This window comes from Kiloniella sp. (genome assembly GCF_048259265.1).
Classification (GTDB): domain Bacteria; phylum Pseudomonadota; class Alphaproteobacteria; order Kiloniellales; family Kiloniellaceae; genus Kiloniella.
Genome location: NZ_JBLXHT010000001.1, coordinates 97,248 through 113,247, shown reverse-complemented (window position 1 = coordinate 113,247; position 16,000 = coordinate 97,248). Strand labels below are relative to the sequence as shown.

Genomic DNA, 16,000 nt, shown 5'->3' with positions numbered 1-16,000 from the left:
CACTTTATCTTCTTGCCGCTTATCTTGTTAGGCAGAGATTAAAGGAGAGAAGAATGACTTACCCGCACTCTATGAACAGACGCCACTTTATAAAGCTCACAGCTATTGGAATTGCGAGTAGCTGGGCAACTGTCCCAACGACGTCATTCGCTGCACAAGACCCTGTTTACACTAACTTTCTCTCCTCCCTCGCCATCAATGGATATGATCCAGTTGCCTACTTTAAGGCAGGCAAGCCAATTGAAGGTTCAAACGATCACAAAACAGAGTGGATGGGGGCAACCTGGTATTTTTCGAGTAAAGAAAATCTGGAAAGCTTCGTTGCAACCCCCGAAGCCTTTGCGCCTCAGTATGGCGGTTATTGCGCATGGGCCGTGGCACAAGGAGATACAGCTTCAACAGATCCCTTTGCTTGGAAAATAGTCGATAACAAGCTCTATTTAAACTACAGCCCTGACATTCAAAAACGATGGGAAAAGGATGTCCCGGGGAATATCGAAAAGGGGAATAAAAATTGGCCCAAGGTTCTGAACGACTAGGCGCATATCAAGTCGTATCATTCTTCAGACCGGTTTAGCTAGCCAAATAAAACTGATTATCCCCCGAGAATTTATTCAGTAGCCAGATCACTAACATGATAGTCAAAAGCCAACCTGTAGGCGCTGTAGTACTTGGTGATGTTTGCGACATAGTCCACGGTTTCACGCCCGATAACCTTACGCGCCACTTGTTCAACATTTGAAAACCACTTATTGGGGTTCAAGCCATCTTTCCCGGCTTGTTTACGCATACGCTGAACTTTGTTCGGCCCGGCATTATAAGCAGCGAGCATAAAATCTAATCTATCATCATCAGCAATTTCAGGGTCGTTAAAATAGGTATCCCGTAAATGAGCCAGATATTTTGCCCCTGCATGTATGTTTCCGTCGATATCATCAACATTATCTATATTGATAGGATTACCTGCCGCTGTTGTTGGTAAAACCTGCATTATCCCGACCGCGCCAGCATCACTCTTGACGGATTGATCAAGCCTTGATTCCTGATAACCAAGCGCAGCCAAGGCCAGCCAGTCAATTCCGTATTCCAGTCCATACTTCTCAAAAAGCTTTCGTTTTGTTTTCAGCTTTTTTGCCTCTCTACTATGCAGCGGATTTTCTATCCATTTGGTCTGTTCGAAATATTTCTTGAAATAGATGTTTCCCAGCAAACTTCCCTTCTTCACTAATTTCATCGACTTATTTATCGCCGTCATTAACTGGGGGCTATCCTGTCGAATGGCCCAGGCAAGCTTACCCTTGTCGTTGATCTTAATTTTATCATAGACTCGAAGGTTAGGAAGTATTTGCGCCCAATTTTCAGCGACATGTAAATCAGCAATCGTAAGATCGACAATTCCGGAATTCACCATCTGCAAGATATCCTCGTCAGTTAGCTTCGTGTTCGCCGGGATTAACTTGATCAGTGAAAGGCCACGCCGATCAAAGCCTTTGTTAATTTCGGCAAGATGCTCAGCAAAGCTGCTCTTCGGGTTAATAAAAACTGCCTTCCCTGATAAACTTTCTAGTTTGTGTATTTCGGGTAAATTCGATCGACCAACGATAACTTCGGCAACATTTCGCAAGTAAGGTTTCGTAAAATCGATATTTTCTTTGCGTTCTTCGGTAATCGTCAATCCGCCGACTGCAATATCACCGTACCCTGCTTCGAGTAGAGGCAGCAGCTTTCCAAAAGCAACCGGCTTATAGATAAATACGATCGGCCATTTTTCTTTGGGGATTTGCTTTTGCAAGGACTGACGGAATTCTTCCATCAGATCGTATTCAAATCCACGCGGTTTACCATCAGCTATAAAAAAGTTCGTCGGGCTGTAGTTTACGAGAACACGAATGGTGCGCTTTTCGACGAGAACGTTCAGATCCCCGGCATAGCGCTCATTGGATTCGATCAAAAGGCTTGGAGCTGCAATCACCGTATTTAAAGAAAATGAAACCAAGGCACCAAGAATAGTGATTAGCTTTAGAAAAAGCTTTGCACGAAATAAACACCTCAACAAAACAGCCCCTTTTCGAGTTTTTAAAACCCTACCAGATTTTGTGTAAAAATCTGTACGTACCAAACAGAACAATTAAAAAGAGTATCGATCAACAAAAAATCATCTATGGATAGTTATTTATTAAGGTATTACCTGCTACTCTATTCTTGAAAAATAAGGGTCGTTTACCCCTTCAAAAGCCATATTTTACATGCATCTTATTTATACATAAAAATAAATGTAAAATTATGGATTTTTTCATAAAAAATTAACATGTGCAGTACCAAAACCTAAGTGCGTTAAACCAGGAAAATTGAACGTAACGAATCGTTCATTTTAGTGCTCGCTGTACGACTAAATATTACTCTATTTTTGCCACCCCTTGCCGAGGTCCAAATGAAGAATTTACCCATTACAAACAGGGAACGTTTTTTTGCCGACAATGACTTAATCGTCAGCAAAACTGACCTGAAAGGTCGTATCACCTACGCCAATCAAACTTTTTTAGCCATTGCCGATTACAAGGAACAGGAAGTACTCGGTCAACCTCACAGTCTGATCCGCCACCCCGATATGCCGCGATCAGTTTTCAAGCTCCTGTGGGATACCCTTCAGAATGGGCAAGAGATTTTCGCTTACGTCAAAAACAGAGCCAAAAACGGTGATCATTACTGGGTCATTGCCCATGTTACGCCCAGCAAAAATGCACAAGGAAAAGTCATCGGTTATCATTCAAACCGAAGAGTTCCAGATCGCCAAATATTAGATGAAATAATTATTCCTCTTTACCGTAGCCTCCTTGAAATTGAACAAAGCTCGGATCGAAAAGCAGGGTTAGAGAAGTCCTACAGTAAACTAACAACCATTCTTCATGACCATGGCCTAGCCTACGATGAATTTATTGCCAATCTTATGAGAAAAGCGGGGTAACGTTATGTTCGGAAACAGCTCAAACAAAGAATTACAACAGATACTTGATGTATGCCAAGCCGTATCAAACGGAGACTTTGAAGCTCGCCTCACAAACATAAAATCCACAGGCAAGACCGCAGAGGTTATGCATGCGATTAACCTGATGATCGACCGTACAGATGCTTTTATGCGCGAGGCAACCGCTTCGCTGGAATACGCCAGTCAAAATAAATATTATCGCCGGATTGCTGAAAAGGGTATGGTTGGTTCCTTTGGCGTTGCCAGTCAAACGATCAATGAAGCTATGGATTCAATGGAAAACAGAGTGCATTCTTTCTCTGACATTGTGACTGACTTCCAGGGATCAATGAGCTCAATCGTATCAACCGTTTCATCAGCCTCGACTGAACTTAATGCCACATCTGAAACGATGACAGCCACTGCAAGTCAAACCAGTGAACAGGCAACTGTTGTCGCCGCTGCATCGGAAGAAGCTTCTGTCAACGTACAAACAGTAGCATCTGCTGCAAATCAGCTTTCAAGCTCAATCAATGAGATAAACAAACAAGTTTCGCAATCATCAAGTATCTCAATTGAGGCTGTTGCAGAGGCTCAGGAAACTGCCGCAATGATTTCCACCTTGTCTGAATCATCTGAAAAGATCAGTGAGGTCATGAAGTTAATTAAAGACATTGCCGAACAAACCAATCTACTTGCCCTTAACGCAACCATTGAAGCCGCCCGCGCCGGAGAAGCAGGTAAAGGCTTTGCTGTCGTTGCCTCAGAGGTTAAAAATCTTGCAAATCAGTCAGCAAAAGCTACTGAAGAAATTGCACTTCAGATTTCCAGTGTACAGGACGCCACAAAAAACGCGGTTTCTGCTGTCGACAAGATCAAATCAGTTATTGAGCAAATCAATGACAGCTTCACAAACATATCAGCCGCGATAGAAGAACAAGGAGCTGCAACACAGGAAATCGCCCGCAACGTTGACGAAGCTTCTGCAGGAACAAACGAAGTCACCAGCAACATTCAGAAGGTAACAGCTGGATCGGTTGAAACAGGAAATGCATCAAAAGATGTATTGATTGCGTCGTCTGAACTTTCCAAACAAGGAGAGATGCTGAACGGCGAAGTTAATCGTTTTCTGGAATCTGTGCGCGCCGTTATTTAATCAGGCAATCGATCCACGAAAGTAACGACTTTTATATTTTAACCCCCGTATAGTTCGGCTATTCTGCTTAGCAGTCTAAACATACCGACGGTACGGGGGTTTTATTTCGTTCCGTCACTAGTCGTTCACAACTATTCAACTACAACAGACATAAGTACATAAGGAAGAATTCACGATGCCATCATTTGATATCGTTTCAAAAACCGATATGCCAGAAGTCAACAATGCGCTTGATGGTGTGCGTCGGGAAGTCACCCAGCGCTATGACTTCAAAGGATCAAGCTGCGAAATTACCATTGAGGGCGAGATCATCACCATTCTTGCCGACGATAATTTGAAGCTGACACAGATGCAGGAACTCCTGAAAGGCCACGTTACTCGCCGCGGTATCGACGCCGCCGCATTGGACTTTGGCAAGGAAGAAGCAGCATCGGGCAACATGGTGCGCCAGCAGGTTACGCTTAAACAGGGCATCGACCGTGAGCTGGCCAAAAAAATCACCACCGCCGTCAAACAATCCAAGCTAAAGGTTCAAGCCGCCGTTCAGGGCGAGGAAGTCCGCATCACCGGCAAGAAACGCGACGACCTTCAGGGTGCCATCACCATGATCAAGGAACTAAACATCGAACAGCCTCTCCAGTTCGAAAACTTCAGAGATTAAGGTTAAGACTAGGTGACGACACGAAAGCCCGGCATTCATGTCGGGCTTTTTTATCTGATATCAGCAACACGCCCCTCTTCACTCTCAAAATCTCTCTTATCTGCTCGAACGCACACTCCAATAAGGAAATCTATTGATGTCTTCTCGCCCTATTAGCCGTTATCCCGTGCCAGAATTAAATGCACTTCCTGATGATATCAAAGAGAAAATTTTGGCGGTTCAGGAAAAAGCAGGCTTTATTCCCAATGTATTTCTGGTGCTTGCCCACCGACCAGAAGAATTCCGCGCCTTCTTTGCCTATCATGACGCCGTGATGAATAAAGAAAGCAACCTGAGCCAAGCCGACCGGGAAATAATTATCGTGGCTACCTCCAGCGACAACGCGTGTCAGTACTGTGTTATCGCCCATGGCGCAGTTCTGCGTATTCGGGCAAAGAATTCGCTTATTGCTGATCAGATCGCCACCAACTATCGCAAGGCCGATATCTCCCCAAGGGAAATGGCAATGCTGGACTTTGCTCTAAAGGTATCCAACGATGCCCAGTCAACCAACGACGAAGATTTTGTAAAACTTCAAGCCCACGGCTTCACGGATGAAGACATCTGGGACATCGCCGCCATAACCGCCCTCTTCGGCCTCAGCAACCGCATGGCCAACTTCACCTCCATGCGACCGAATGACGAGTTTTATTCTATGGGACGGGATCTGTAGCTTTTATTTGGGACAAAACAAAACCCCCAAGGCAGGTTACCTTGGGGGTTTTCATTATGGCGGAGAGAGAGGGATTCGAACCCTCGATACGCGTTAACGTATACACACTTTCCAGGCGTGCGCCTTCAGCCACTCGGCCACCTCTCCAGCATTATAGGGCACCCTTGGGTGCGAGGCGGAACTTAATGGGTATGGGCAGAGGATGCAACCATTTTTTGCACCAGATAAGCACACCATTTACTGAAGTCGCGCCGAGGCAGTTAAGTTTTGATTTTGACAGACAAAATTTCTTTACTCGCCCTTATGCTGTTAAGCTGTATGCTGGCATTAGAAACAGCATAATTAGAGCTGAAATTTTATTGGAATAGGAAAAGTATGACATTCATCCTGCGGATACTTGGTTGGGTCTTTCTGGCAATTGCTCTCGCCTCGCTCGCCTTTGATCTCTTCCCCTTGATGGAACAAGGCAGCTTTCAGCTTTCGCTGTTGGGGGAAAACTGGTTTGCGGTGCACCCCGGTTCTCTCAATTTATTGCAGGCGGTTATCGAACGCTATATCGGTCTATGGCTGTGGGATGATGTGTTTTCGCCCTTGCTCTTTGTCCCGACCCTTGTTGTCGGCCTTGTCGCCGCTGTGATCTTTTTTATACCCGGCTATTTATTCAAAAGCAGCAGTAGAAGAAGGCGTCGTTAAAAAAAGTCCCGCCCAAAGAAGGCACATAAAAAAAGCTCCGCCCGATAATCTGCTAAAAGCAGGAAAAATCGTCCGGAGCTTTATTTATAACAGCGCTTTAAAGCGAAGACCTTAATCGTCACCCATCTTAAGTGCCGCGAGGAAGGCCGTCTGCGGGATTTCAACATTCCCGACCTGACGCATGCGCTTCTTACCTGCTTTTTGTTTTTCCAGAAGCTTACGTTTACGCGAAACGTCACCACCATAACATTTGGCAGTCACATCCTTACGCATAGCTGAAATCGTCTCACGCGCCACGATCTTGCCACCAATTGCAGCCTGAACAGCAATTTTAAACAACTGACGAGGGATAAGGCTTTTCAGGCGTTCACAAAGAATACGGCCGCGTGGCTCTGCCTGAGAACGGTGCACGATAATAGATAGGGAATCCACAGGTTCTGAGTTCACCAAAATGGAAACCTTCACCAGTTCGTTTTCTTCATAGCCTTCGATGGAATAATCGAAGCTGGCATAACCACGGGAAATGGATTTCAGTCGATCATAAAAATCGAACACCACTTCGTTCAACGGCAGCTTGTAAACAATCATCGCACGACTGCCCACATAGGTCAGTTCCTGCTGGATGCCACGGCGATCTTCGCAAAGCTTCAACACCTGTCCCAGATAATCATCTGGCACCAGAATATTTGCTTTGATCCACGGCTCTTCAATGTGATCAATCTTGACCACATCTGGGAAGTCAGCCGGGTTGTGCAATTCCATCAATGAACCGTCCGTCATGTGGATTTTATAAACCACACTCGGTGCCGTCGTGATGAGGTCTAGGTTAAATTCGCGTTCCAGACGCTCTTGAATAATCTCAAGATGGAGAAGACCAAGGAAACCACAGCGGAAACCAAAACCAAGCGCAGCAGAAGATTCTGGCTCGAAATGGAAAGACGCATCATTCAGCGCCAGCTTGCCAAGGCTGTCACGCAGCATTTCATAATCATTAGCATCAATTGGGAAGAGACCACAGAACACCACAGGTACAGAAGGCTTAAAGCCAGCCAGCGGTTCAACAGCGAGGTTCTTTTCGTCAGTAATGGTATCCCCGACCTTGGTATCGGTAATCTGTTTGATACCCGCCGTGATATAGCCGATTTCACCCGCGCGGAGTTCTTTGAGCTTGGTCAGCTTTGGCGAGAAAGCACCAACCGCATCCACAAGATGCGTAGTGCCGGTTCCCATCATACGGATTTTCATACCCGGTTTGATCACACCATCAACCACACGCACCAACGTAATCACGCCGAGATAGCTATCGTACCAGCTATCGACCAGCAAAGCTTTCAGCTTGTCATCGGGATCACCAATTGGGGCGGGAAGCTTTTCAACAATAGCATCCAGAACGGCTTCGATACCTTCGCCGGTTTTCCCGGAAACGGTTAGCGCATCTGTCGCGTCGATGCCGATAACTTCTTCGATCTGTTCGCGCACACGGTCAGGTTCCGCCGCTGGCAAATCGATCTTGTTGAGAACAGGGATGATATCATGATCATTATCAATCGCCAGATACACATTCGCCAGCGTTTGGGCCTCAACACCCTGTGATGCATCGACCAGTAGCAACGACCCCTCACAAGCGGCAAGCGAACGGCTAACCTCGTAGGTGAAATCTACATGGCCCGGAGTATCAATTAGATTGAGTTGATAGATCTCACCATCCTTGGCCTTGTAGTTCAGACGCACGGTCTGGGCCTTAATGGTGATGCCACGCTCGCGCTCAAGTTCCATGTTATCCAGAACCTGGTCCTGCATTTCACGGTCGCTTAGCGCGCCACAATGCTGAATCAACCGATCCGCCAGGGTAGATTTCCCGTGGTCGATGTGCGCAACAATTGAAAAATTTCGAATATGTTTTAAATCAGCCATTAACTTCATGCCTATCAATAATCGTGCGGAAGATAAGCCCTAAAGCAGGAATGCGCAATCTATCTCTGCATCATAGCGGGGTTGCAGCGGTAAAATAATGGGGATGCGCACTCCCACAAACAAAAGACAAAGTAAAATATGGAACATTTGCTCCTATAGCTCCCCTTTAAATCCCCTGTAAACTTTTCCACGCTAATATTGAAATAGTTAGGTTTTCTTGAGGGAATTTTACCCGTGTCCACAAACACCATCGGTTATGTCACATCTATCAGCGGCGACAATTTATCCGCCTCTGTTGCGCCCGACGTCGATCTTCCGACAATCGGAGAGATGATCAGAATCCAGTCGGAAACTGCTATCGCCTTCGGCTTGATCAGTGACATGGAAATTCCCAAGCCTTCTCATCCGCCAAGTCCCAATGACGTCAAGGTGATGTCCATTGATCTTCTGGGGGAAAAACTGATCAATCCAGACAAAGGCGAGCTGCCGGGTTTTCAGCGTGGCGTTTCCCGTTTTCCTGTACTGGGGGCAGAGGTCGAACCCGTCCAAACGGATGAACTTGCGGAAATTTATGCCCGCCCAGACAAACCCTGTTTTACTGTCGGTGCCCTGTCTCAAGAACGGAAACTTCCTGCCTATATCATGACCGATGCCCTTTTGGGGAAGCACTTTGCAATCCTCGGCACAACAGGTAGCGGAAAATCCTGCTCGCTAACCGTGATCCTGAAATCCATCCTCGACAGTCACCCTTGCGGACATATCATTCTTATTGATCCACACAATGAATATTCAGCGGCCTTCAAGGATAAGGCAGAATCTCTTAGCCCTGAATCACTGCGCCTTCCCTACTGGCTTTTAAACTTTGAAGAGTCTGTTGAAATTTTCTGCAGTAAAGAACCAACAGCGCGCAATATTGAGGCAGGTATCCTTAAAGATGCGATTTTAACGGCAAAGTTAAATTGGGGTGAACAGGGCGAAGATGCCAACACCCTAACCGTTGATACACCTGTTCCCTATAAACTATCTGACCTGGTTCACCGCATTGACGAAATGATGGGGCAGCTAGGTAAACCAGAACAACTCGCGCCATTTCAACGCCTGAAAAACCGCTTGGAAAACCTTCGTGGGGATCGTCGTTATTCCTTTATGTTCGGGAACGTCGCCCTACGCGATAACATGAGCTATATCCTGTCTCAGCTCATGCGCATTCCCAATGATGGCAAACCGGTTTCAATTTTCGATTTGTCCGGTGTGCCGTCCGAAGTTGTGGATGTCATGGTATCCCTGCTATGTCGGACCATGTTTGATCTTGCCGTGTGGGGACACAGGCATGACCCTATCCCCATTCTCGTTGTTTGCGAAGAAGCCCACCGCTATGTGCCTTATGATAGAAATTCAGGCTTTGCTCCGACGCGCAAAGCTCTTGAGCAAATTGCCAAGGAAGGCCGAAAGTATGGTGTTTCATTAGGATTGATCACCCAAAGACCATCCGAACTTTCTGAAACCATCCTGTCGCAGTGTAATACGATGTTTTCGCTACGGATGAGTAACGAGCGTGATCAAATGTTTGTCCAACGCACATTGCCACAGTCATCATCCAGCCTTTTGAAATCGCTTCCTTCTCTTCGAAATCAGGAAGCAATTGTTGTCGGTGAGGGCGTAAACTTCCCAACCCGAATCAGATTCCATGAACTCTCGGCAAACGAGTTGCCCGAAAGTAACACCGCAAGCTTCGCCAAAAACTGGGCTGAAGACCGCTTTGATGCCAACCACATCAACTATGCCCTTAAACGCTGGCGCACCCAATCACGGGAAAGTTGATCAAGAACTTACCTCGAGCCACCTTGACGAAAACCTGAATTTGGACTGTTATCCTTAACTCTGAAATCGCAGGATCACTTCTTGTTGAGATAAGTGCAAATAAAACAACCAAGGGGCCCTTTGTGTCCAACGCCACACGCCTTAGGAATTTTTTACACTCTTCAAAGCCGCTTATGGACTGTATGGCGGTTGTCAAAGATCTTGATTTGCCCGATTGCTGGATCGCCGCAGGCTTAATACGCAATTCCTTTTGGGATCACTTGAATAACATTCAGATTCCCCCAGTTAAAAGTGACATTGATGTTATCTATTTTGATCCAAAAGACACCCGACAAAAAACAGAACATACGTATGAAGAAAATCTGCGATCAATAGCGCCAGAAATGGAACCCTTTTTCGGTAATTGGTCCGTAAAAAACCAAGCCAGAATGCATCAGGTTAACCGAGATCGCCCTTATCAGGACTGTTATGACGCCCTACAGCATTGGCCTGAAACGGTTACAGCAATCGCGGTCAGACTAACACCCAAGAATGATATAGAGATTATGCATCCCTTTGGTCTAGATGATCTCTATCAACAAAAGGTGCGCCCTTGCCCGTATTTCAAAGAACACAAGCTCTTCGAGTTTAAAGTTCGACAGGATAAAAAACGATGGCAGGATCGTTGGAGAAATCTGGAAATCGTGATTTAGTTTACCTTCATAATACGCTTGAAAGCGCCATCATAAATGCCCGCTAAATCCTGAAAAATCTGGGTTGCCTGTTTCATATCACTCGCGCCTGGCATCTGGATGTCTGCAACACCCGAAATTTGATCAATCTGCCCCTGCAAAGCATTCACGTGCTCCGATAGTTCTGGCGGCACCTGATAACTTACTGATGAAACCCCTTGAAGACTTTCAAGATGAGAGAAAACGACCGCCAGTTGCCGTTCTTCGGTTTCGTTCATGACTTTTTTAGGGTTTGAGAGCATACGGTCTGCCTCATCCTCCAAACGCTGGACAAGGTTATGATGCATGGGGTCGACAGAAGTCGGGACAAAACCTAAAACATCGCCGATCCGTTGCCGCAGAACAGTAATCTGCTCTTTCTCATCCGGACTTAACTTTTTACTGGGCTGTTCACCAAATATTTCCGAGAGTTGTTTTTCCAAATCACGGATACGACTTTGTTCTGCGGCGGAAAGATCTTCAAAACGGACATCACCAACTTGGCGAACAGAGCCTTCCATCCGTGCCAAAAGCTCTTTAGCTTCATCCGACAAGGTAATTTCATAAGCTGCCGAGCTGGTGTTTTCTTCTTGCTTTGCTTTATTACCAGAAGTTACACGTTCTTCACTCGGTACCGGGGCAACAGGACTTGGCAACCCATGCCCGACGCCAGTACTCAGAGAAACAACATCCAGATTAACGCTCACGTTTTCCCACCTCATAAAACTCTTTAGCTTTATGAAGCAAAAAACAGGCCATAAATTTTATTGTTATTTTTCAATGGTAAAATAGTATTTAGGGCAAAAATCAGAACTTTTTACCCTTACAATTTTACCTCTGGGAAAAAGGTACCCTCTGCATCTTACAAGGATATTCATTGCCCGGAACTAACAGGCCTTGAACGCAAAAATCTATGTATACTGAGCGCCCTACGAATACTAAATACAATGACATATTCGCTTTTAAACCGTTCTATATAGAGGCGCCGGGCAAAAAGGGATCAATTCGTGTTCCCTGCACAGGGTTGATCGCCGGATCATCAGAAACGGGAATATCGTGGCAATGGACATCATCAGCTTCAAGTTTGTTCAATATATCCAATGCTTTTAGCTCTTGCCCTTCATCCCGCAGAGTAACCCACAACAATAAACCGCCTCGCCGGAGCTGGCTCTCAATTGATTGTGCATGTTTATGACCAATCCACTCTGCAACAAAAGAACCAAAAATACCTGCAGATCCGCCAGCTAAGACAGCACCTATAATTGCAACGGCAAGTGACCCACCCGATGCAACTATTGGTGCGGCTGCCACAATCGCCCCGATATAAGCCAAACCACCAATAAGCGTTGTTTTTCCTTCAACAATCGAATCATGTTCGACATAGGCTGTACGAGGGACATTCACATCATCTTCCAACTCAACAACGGAATGGTAGCGATGCCCCAACTTTTCAGCCACCGCGTCCTCGCTGGCGAGAAGGCTGATTTCAGATCGATCGAACCCTGCGTTCTGGAGTTCGTCAACAGCTGCTTCAAGCTCAGCAGCACTATGAAAAACCCCGACGGCTTCACGCACAGTCATTTGAATGTTTTTGTCATTTTCTAGGGTAAGTTCTGACATAAGTGCCTCCTAAGGTATCCCCCAAGATCAACTTCTTATCGGATGAACTTTTAGTTACGTTAAAACACGCCACTCCCCCTGCTAGATTAACTTAGCACAAATCTAAGATAATATCAGCAAACAGCATTTCACATAATCGAGATCAGGATAACGAGAAGTCTTTGGCAAAAGAAAAGCCCGGCAAAATCTCACGGTATCTACCGGGCATTCTATCGGGCTTTTACTTCGTATATTTTTACTGATCTTAACTTCGAAGTGTACCGCCAGTTGCCTTCATGGCCTGTGCGATAACCTTCTGGGAAACTGCTTCAATTTCCTCATCCGTCAGGGTTTTGTCCCGAGGCTGCAACGTCACTGTAATCGCCAGTGATTTCTTCCCGTCTTCAACACCTTTACCTTTATAGACGTCAAAAAGGACGACATCCGTGATCAGGTTTTTATCGGCACCCTTAACAGCACGGATAAGTTTCCCAGCCTCGACGCTATCATCAACCAAGAAAGCAAAGTCACGATCAACAGACTGGAACGGAGAAAGATCCAGCGCAGGTTTGATCTTGCCAGATTCACCTTTTTTGATCTTTGGCTGTGGAATGTTTTCCAAGAAAACTTCAAAAGCAACAACAGGGCCTTTGATATCCATCGCTTCCAACACACGAGGATGAAGTTCACCAAACGCGGCCAGTACATTCTTTGGCCCCAACCCGAGAACGCCAGAACGTCCGGGATGGAAATAGGATGGTGCTGATGTAAATACCTGCAAATTTTCTACCGGAGCACCCGCAGCGGACAAAGCAGCAAGTGCATCACCCTTGGCATCAAAAAGATCAACAGGGCGGCTTGGGCTGTCCCAATGACGTTCTGCCACGTTACCGGAACGCAATCCGGTTGCCATCTGCTTCTGCCCTTTGGCTGTGTCGTCCTGATACTGAGGTCCAACTTCGAAGAGTGCATTATCGGCAAATCCACGATCCGTGTTCCGCGCTGCGGCTGAAAGCAATGTCGGTAGAATAGAAGGGCGCATAGTATCCAGATCCGTAGAGATCGGATTGGCAACACGCAAACTATCGGGAACACCACCAAACAGCTCGGCCTGAGCATAAGAAACGAATGAGAAGGTTACAGCTTCATCAAGCCCGCGCCAGCAAAGAGCTGACCGCGTGTTAGACACACGACGTTGTGCCAAGGTCAGCACACCCTGAGGCAGATAACTTGGCATTTCCATTTGTGTCTCAGGGATATTTTCATACCCATAGATACGTAGAATCTCTTCCACCAGACAGGCTTCAAGTTCCACATCCGGACGCCAGCTCGGCACCGTTGCCAAAATCAAACCGTCTTTTTCTGTAACGTCAAACCCCAGAATGGACAGGATTTCGATTTGTTTGTCTTTTTCAACAGCAACGCCACAAAGATCTTTGATACGATTTGGGCGCAGCTCAATAACACGTTTTTCTGATGGAATTGATCCCGCAGATGTAACCTTACTAACTTCACCACCACACAGATCAAGTACCATCCGTGTCGCAACATCCACGCCCCAATCCGCAGATTGGCTGTCAACAGTACGCTCAAAACGGTATCGTGCATCAGAAAGAATACCAGATTTACGACCGGTAATCGCAATTGATGTCGGATCAAACAGAGCAACTTCCAGAAACATGTTTGTGGTTTCATTACTACAGCCGGAATTAAGCCCGCCCATAACACCACCAAGCCCCTGAACACCGTTATCATCACTGATTACAACCATGGACTCAGACAGCTTATATGTTTCTTCGTCAAGCGCCATAAACTCTTCGTCATTTCGAGCATAGCGCATGGTCAGATCGCCTTTAACTTTATCCGCATCAAAAACATGCAGGGGGCGACCAAGATCAAAGGAAACGTAGTTGGTAATATCGACCAAAGCTGAGATTGGGCGTAACCCGAGCGCCAGAAGTCTTTCTTGCAACCACTTGGGGCTAGGACCATTTTTCAGGTTCTTGAAATAACGTCCAGCCACATAGGGAACATCACCAGCAACAGCTGCATCAGCTTTCCACTTAATCGCGCTATCAAAAGATCCTTCGATAGTTTCAAGCTTCAGTGGTTTTAGCGTCCCCATACCGGCAGCAGCGAGATCACGGGCGACACCGCGAACCCCGAGGCAATCACCCCGGTTTGGTGTAATCGCAATTTCAATGATCGGATCATCAAGGCCAAGAATTTCAGCCAGCGGCACCCCAACTTCGGTATCTTCGGGAAGATCGATGATACCATCATGTTCGTCAGACAATCCCATTTCGCGCTCGGAAACCAACATACCGTTAGAATCTTCACCGCGGAGGTTCCCGGCCTTCAAGGTAAGATCGATGCCTGGGACATATGATCCAACAGGTGCAAACACGCCAACCATACCCGTTCGGGCATTCGGGGCACCGCAAACAACCTGACTAATGCCTTCGTCTGACTGTACTTGACAGACTCTCAAGCGATCCGCGTTGGGATGCTGAACAGCTTCGATAACCTTCGCAGTTTTAAAAGCCTTGAGTTCATCAGCTTTATTTTCAACGCCTTCGACTTCGAGACCGATAAGAGAAAGTTTTTCAACAATTGCTTCCAAAGAAGCATCTGTGTCGAGGTGATCTTTCAACCAGTTAAGTGTAAATTTCATTTTCCCAAACCTCTCTACAGACCACGGACCATGCTGGGCATTTCCATCGGCAAGAAGCCATAATGTTTCATCCAGCGTAGATCAGTTTCATAGAAGGTTCTCAAATCAGGAATACCGTATTTGAGCATGGCAAGACGTTCAATCCCGATACCGAATGCAAAGCCTTGATACTTGGAAGAATCAATGCCGCAGTTCTCGAGAACTTTTGGGTGAACCATACCGCTGCCCAAGATTTCCAACCAATCTTCACCAGCGCCGATTTTCAGCTGCCCACCAGAACGGGAACATCCGATGTCAACTTCGGCTGAAGGCTCCGTAAACGGGAAATAACTTGGACGGAAGCGCAAAGGGAGATCTTTTACACCAAAGAAAGCGCGACAGAACTCAATAAGAACGCCTTTAAGGTGACCCATGTTTGTTTTTTCATCAATAACCAACCCTTCAACCTGATGGAACATCGGGGAGTGTGTGGCATCGTGATCAGCACGGAAAGTCCGACCAGGCGCAATAATGCGGATAGGCGGTGTCGTGTTTTGCATCGCGCGAATTTGCACAGGGGAAGTATGGGTCCGTAGAACGGATCGGGTCCCGTCTTCACGCTCTGGCATATAGAAGGTATCAAGCTCCTGACGTGCAGGATGTTCCGGCGGAATGTTCAATGCAGTGAAGTTATGAAAATCATCTTCGATGTGGTGCCCTTCAGCCACGGAAAAACCCATCTCGCCAAAAATAGCAACCAGCTCTTCCAGCGTTTGGCTTATGGGATGTATTTTGCCGATTGTCGCAGGACGTGGTGGCAGAGAGACATCAACCTTTTCTTCTGCAAGGCGTGCTTCCAATGCGATGGCATGTAGGTTTGCCTTGCGCGTCTCAATTGCTTCGGCAACAGCTTGCTTAATCAGGTTAAAGGCCTGCCCAGCTTCCTTGCGTTCTTCAGGGGCCAGATTACCCAGCGTTTTCATACGCTGTGTAATTTCACCTTTCTTTCCCAGTGCTTGAACACGCACAGCATCCAAAGCATCCAGATCTGCGGCAGCTTCTACTCTTTGCAGCAAATCACTGCGAAGTTCTTCCAGATTATCCATTATACTTCCC

General features: G+C 46.4%; 14 protein-coding genes and 1 tRNA gene. 8 read left to right on the top strand and 7 right to left on the bottom strand.

From position 1 onward, the window contains the following. Window positions 1-53 precede the first annotated feature (53 nt). Window positions 54-539, top strand: a complete 486-nt coding sequence (locus ACN0QW_RS00540) for a YHS domain-containing (seleno)protein (protein ID WP_417427816.1) — start codon at window positions 54-56, stop codon at window positions 537-539. 71 nt (window positions 540-610) lie between these two features. On the opposite strand, the gene ACN0QW_RS00535 is transcribed toward ACN0QW_RS00540, so the two are convergent. Then, entirely contained in the window at window positions 611-2,053 is a 1,443-nt protein-coding gene (locus ACN0QW_RS00535; protein ID WP_417427814.1) for a transporter substrate-binding domain-containing protein, read from the bottom strand. 378 nt (window positions 2,054-2,431) lie between these two features. Between ACN0QW_RS00535 and ACN0QW_RS00530 the strand changes: the two genes are divergently transcribed. The 4 genes from ACN0QW_RS00530 to ACN0QW_RS00515 all read left to right on the top strand — a co-directional run bounded on the left by ACN0QW_RS00530 (window position 2,432) and on the right by ACN0QW_RS00515 (window position 5,494). Further along, window positions 2,432-2,965 carry a PAS domain-containing protein gene (locus tag ACN0QW_RS00530; RefSeq protein ID WP_417427812.1) on the top strand — a complete coding sequence of 178 codons (534 nt, stop codon included), beginning with the start codon at window positions 2,432-2,434 and terminating at the stop codon, window positions 2,963-2,965. A gap of 4 nt (window positions 2,966-2,969) precedes the next feature. Further along, the gene (locus ACN0QW_RS00525; protein WP_417427810.1) at window positions 2,970-4,121 is read left to right on the top strand and encodes a methyl-accepting chemotaxis protein; all 1,152 of its coding nucleotides are present in this window, start codon (window positions 2,970-2,972) and stop codon (window positions 4,119-4,121) included. Between the two features lie 175 nt (window positions 4,122-4,296). Then, window positions 4,297-4,782, top strand: a complete 486-nt coding sequence (locus ACN0QW_RS00520) for a YajQ family cyclic di-GMP-binding protein (protein WP_299374943.1) — start codon at window positions 4,297-4,299, stop codon at window positions 4,780-4,782. A 136-nt stretch (window positions 4,783-4,918) separates the two neighbouring features. Next, window positions 4,919-5,494, top strand: a complete 576-nt coding sequence (locus ACN0QW_RS00515; RefSeq protein ID WP_417427808.1) for a peroxidase-related enzyme — start codon at window positions 4,919-4,921, stop codon at window positions 5,492-5,494. 57 nt (window positions 5,495-5,551) lie between these two features. On the opposite strand, the gene ACN0QW_RS00510 is transcribed toward ACN0QW_RS00515, so the two are convergent. Next, window positions 5,552-5,641: transfer RNA gene (locus tag ACN0QW_RS00510), tRNA-Ser, on the bottom strand. A gap of 228 nt (window positions 5,642-5,869) precedes the next feature. On the opposite strand from ACN0QW_RS00510, the gene ACN0QW_RS00505 reads away from it, so the two are divergent. Continuing rightward, on the top strand, window positions 5,870-6,187 hold the full coding sequence (locus ACN0QW_RS00505) for a hypothetical protein (RefSeq protein ID WP_417427806.1): 318 nt from the start codon (window positions 5,870-5,872) through the stop codon (window positions 6,185-6,187). Window positions 6,188-6,298: 111 nt separating this feature from the next. Here ACN0QW_RS00505 and lepA read toward each other — a convergent pair whose 3' ends face one another. Further along, the gene (gene lepA, locus ACN0QW_RS00500; protein ID WP_417427804.1) at window positions 6,299-8,101 is read right to left on the bottom strand and encodes a translation elongation factor 4; all 1,803 of its coding nucleotides are present in this window, start codon (window positions 8,099-8,101) and stop codon (window positions 6,299-6,301) included. 234 nt (window positions 8,102-8,335) lie between these two features. Here lepA and ACN0QW_RS00495 point away from each other — a divergent pair, with 234 nt between their 5' ends. Together ACN0QW_RS00495 and ACN0QW_RS00490 are read left to right on the top strand one after the other, a co-directional pair. Beyond that, window positions 8,336-9,922: an ATP-binding protein gene (locus ACN0QW_RS00495; protein WP_417427802.1), complete on the top strand. Its 1,587-nt coding sequence runs from the start codon at window positions 8,336-8,338 to the stop codon at window positions 9,920-9,922. 122 nt (window positions 9,923-10,044) lie between these two features. Further along, window positions 10,045-10,614, top strand: a complete 570-nt coding sequence (locus tag ACN0QW_RS00490; protein WP_417427800.1) for a nucleotidyltransferase family protein — start codon at window positions 10,045-10,047, stop codon at window positions 10,612-10,614. On the opposite strand, the gene ACN0QW_RS00485 is transcribed toward ACN0QW_RS00490, so the two are convergent. The 4 genes from ACN0QW_RS00485 to pheS all read right to left on the bottom strand — a co-directional run bounded on the left by ACN0QW_RS00485 (window position 10,611) and on the right by pheS (window position 15,990). Then, the gene (locus ACN0QW_RS00485; RefSeq protein ID WP_417427798.1) at window positions 10,611-11,339 is read right to left on the bottom strand and encodes a hypothetical protein; all 729 of its coding nucleotides are present in this window, start codon (window positions 11,337-11,339) and stop codon (window positions 10,611-10,613) included. The genes ACN0QW_RS00490 and ACN0QW_RS00485 overlap by 4 nt on opposite strands. A gap of 265 nt (window positions 11,340-11,604) precedes the next feature. After that, window positions 11,605-12,252 (bottom strand): hypothetical protein, encoded by a 648-nt coding sequence (locus tag ACN0QW_RS00480; protein WP_417427796.1) that lies wholly within the window; start codon window positions 12,250-12,252, stop codon window positions 11,605-11,607. A 244-nt stretch (window positions 12,253-12,496) separates the two neighbouring features. Beyond that, a complete protein-coding gene (gene pheT / locus ACN0QW_RS00475; RefSeq protein WP_417427794.1) occupies window positions 12,497-14,905 on the bottom strand; it encodes a phenylalanine--tRNA ligase subunit beta in 2,409 nt (802 codons plus the stop codon). 14 nt (window positions 14,906-14,919) lie between these two features. Further along, entirely contained in the window at window positions 14,920-15,990 is a 1,071-nt protein-coding gene (gene pheS, locus ACN0QW_RS00470; protein WP_417427792.1) for a phenylalanine--tRNA ligase subunit alpha, read from the bottom strand. Between the last annotated feature and the right edge of the window lie 10 nt (window positions 15,991-16,000).

Excerpts from the sequence above, each read along its gene's own strand:
- ACN0QW_RS00540 (WP_417427816.1), top strand. The coding sequence starts at position 54 with ATGACTTACCCGCACTCTATGAACAGACGCCACTTTATAAAGCTCACA.
- ACN0QW_RS00530 (WP_417427812.1), top strand. The coding sequence starts at position 2,432 with ATGAAGAATTTACCCATTACAAACAGGGAACGTTTTTTTGCCGACAAT.
- ACN0QW_RS00525 (WP_417427810.1), top strand. The coding sequence starts at position 2,970 with ATGTTCGGAAACAGCTCAAACAAAGAATTACAACAGATACTTGATGTA.
- ACN0QW_RS00520 (WP_299374943.1), top strand. The coding sequence starts at position 4,297 with ATGCCATCATTTGATATCGTTTCAAAAACCGATATGCCAGAAGTCAAC.
- ACN0QW_RS00515 (WP_417427808.1), top strand. The coding sequence starts at position 4,919 with ATGTCTTCTCGCCCTATTAGCCGTTATCCCGTGCCAGAATTAAATGCA.
- ACN0QW_RS00505 (WP_417427806.1), top strand. The coding sequence starts at position 5,870 with ATGACATTCATCCTGCGGATACTTGGTTGGGTCTTTCTGGCAATTGCT.
- lepA (WP_417427804.1), bottom strand. The coding sequence starts at position 8,101 with ATGGCTGATTTAAAACATATTCGAAATTTTTCAATTGTTGCGCACATC.
- ACN0QW_RS00480 (WP_417427796.1), bottom strand. The coding sequence starts at position 12,252 with ATGTCAGAACTTACCCTAGAAAATGACAAAAACATTCAAATGACTGTG.
- pheT (WP_417427794.1), bottom strand. The coding sequence starts at position 14,905 with ATGAAATTTACACTTAACTGGTTGAAAGATCACCTCGACACAGATGCT.
- pheS (WP_417427792.1), bottom strand. The coding sequence starts at position 15,990 with ATGGATAATCTGGAAGAACTTCGCAGTGATTTGCTGCAAAGAGTAGAA.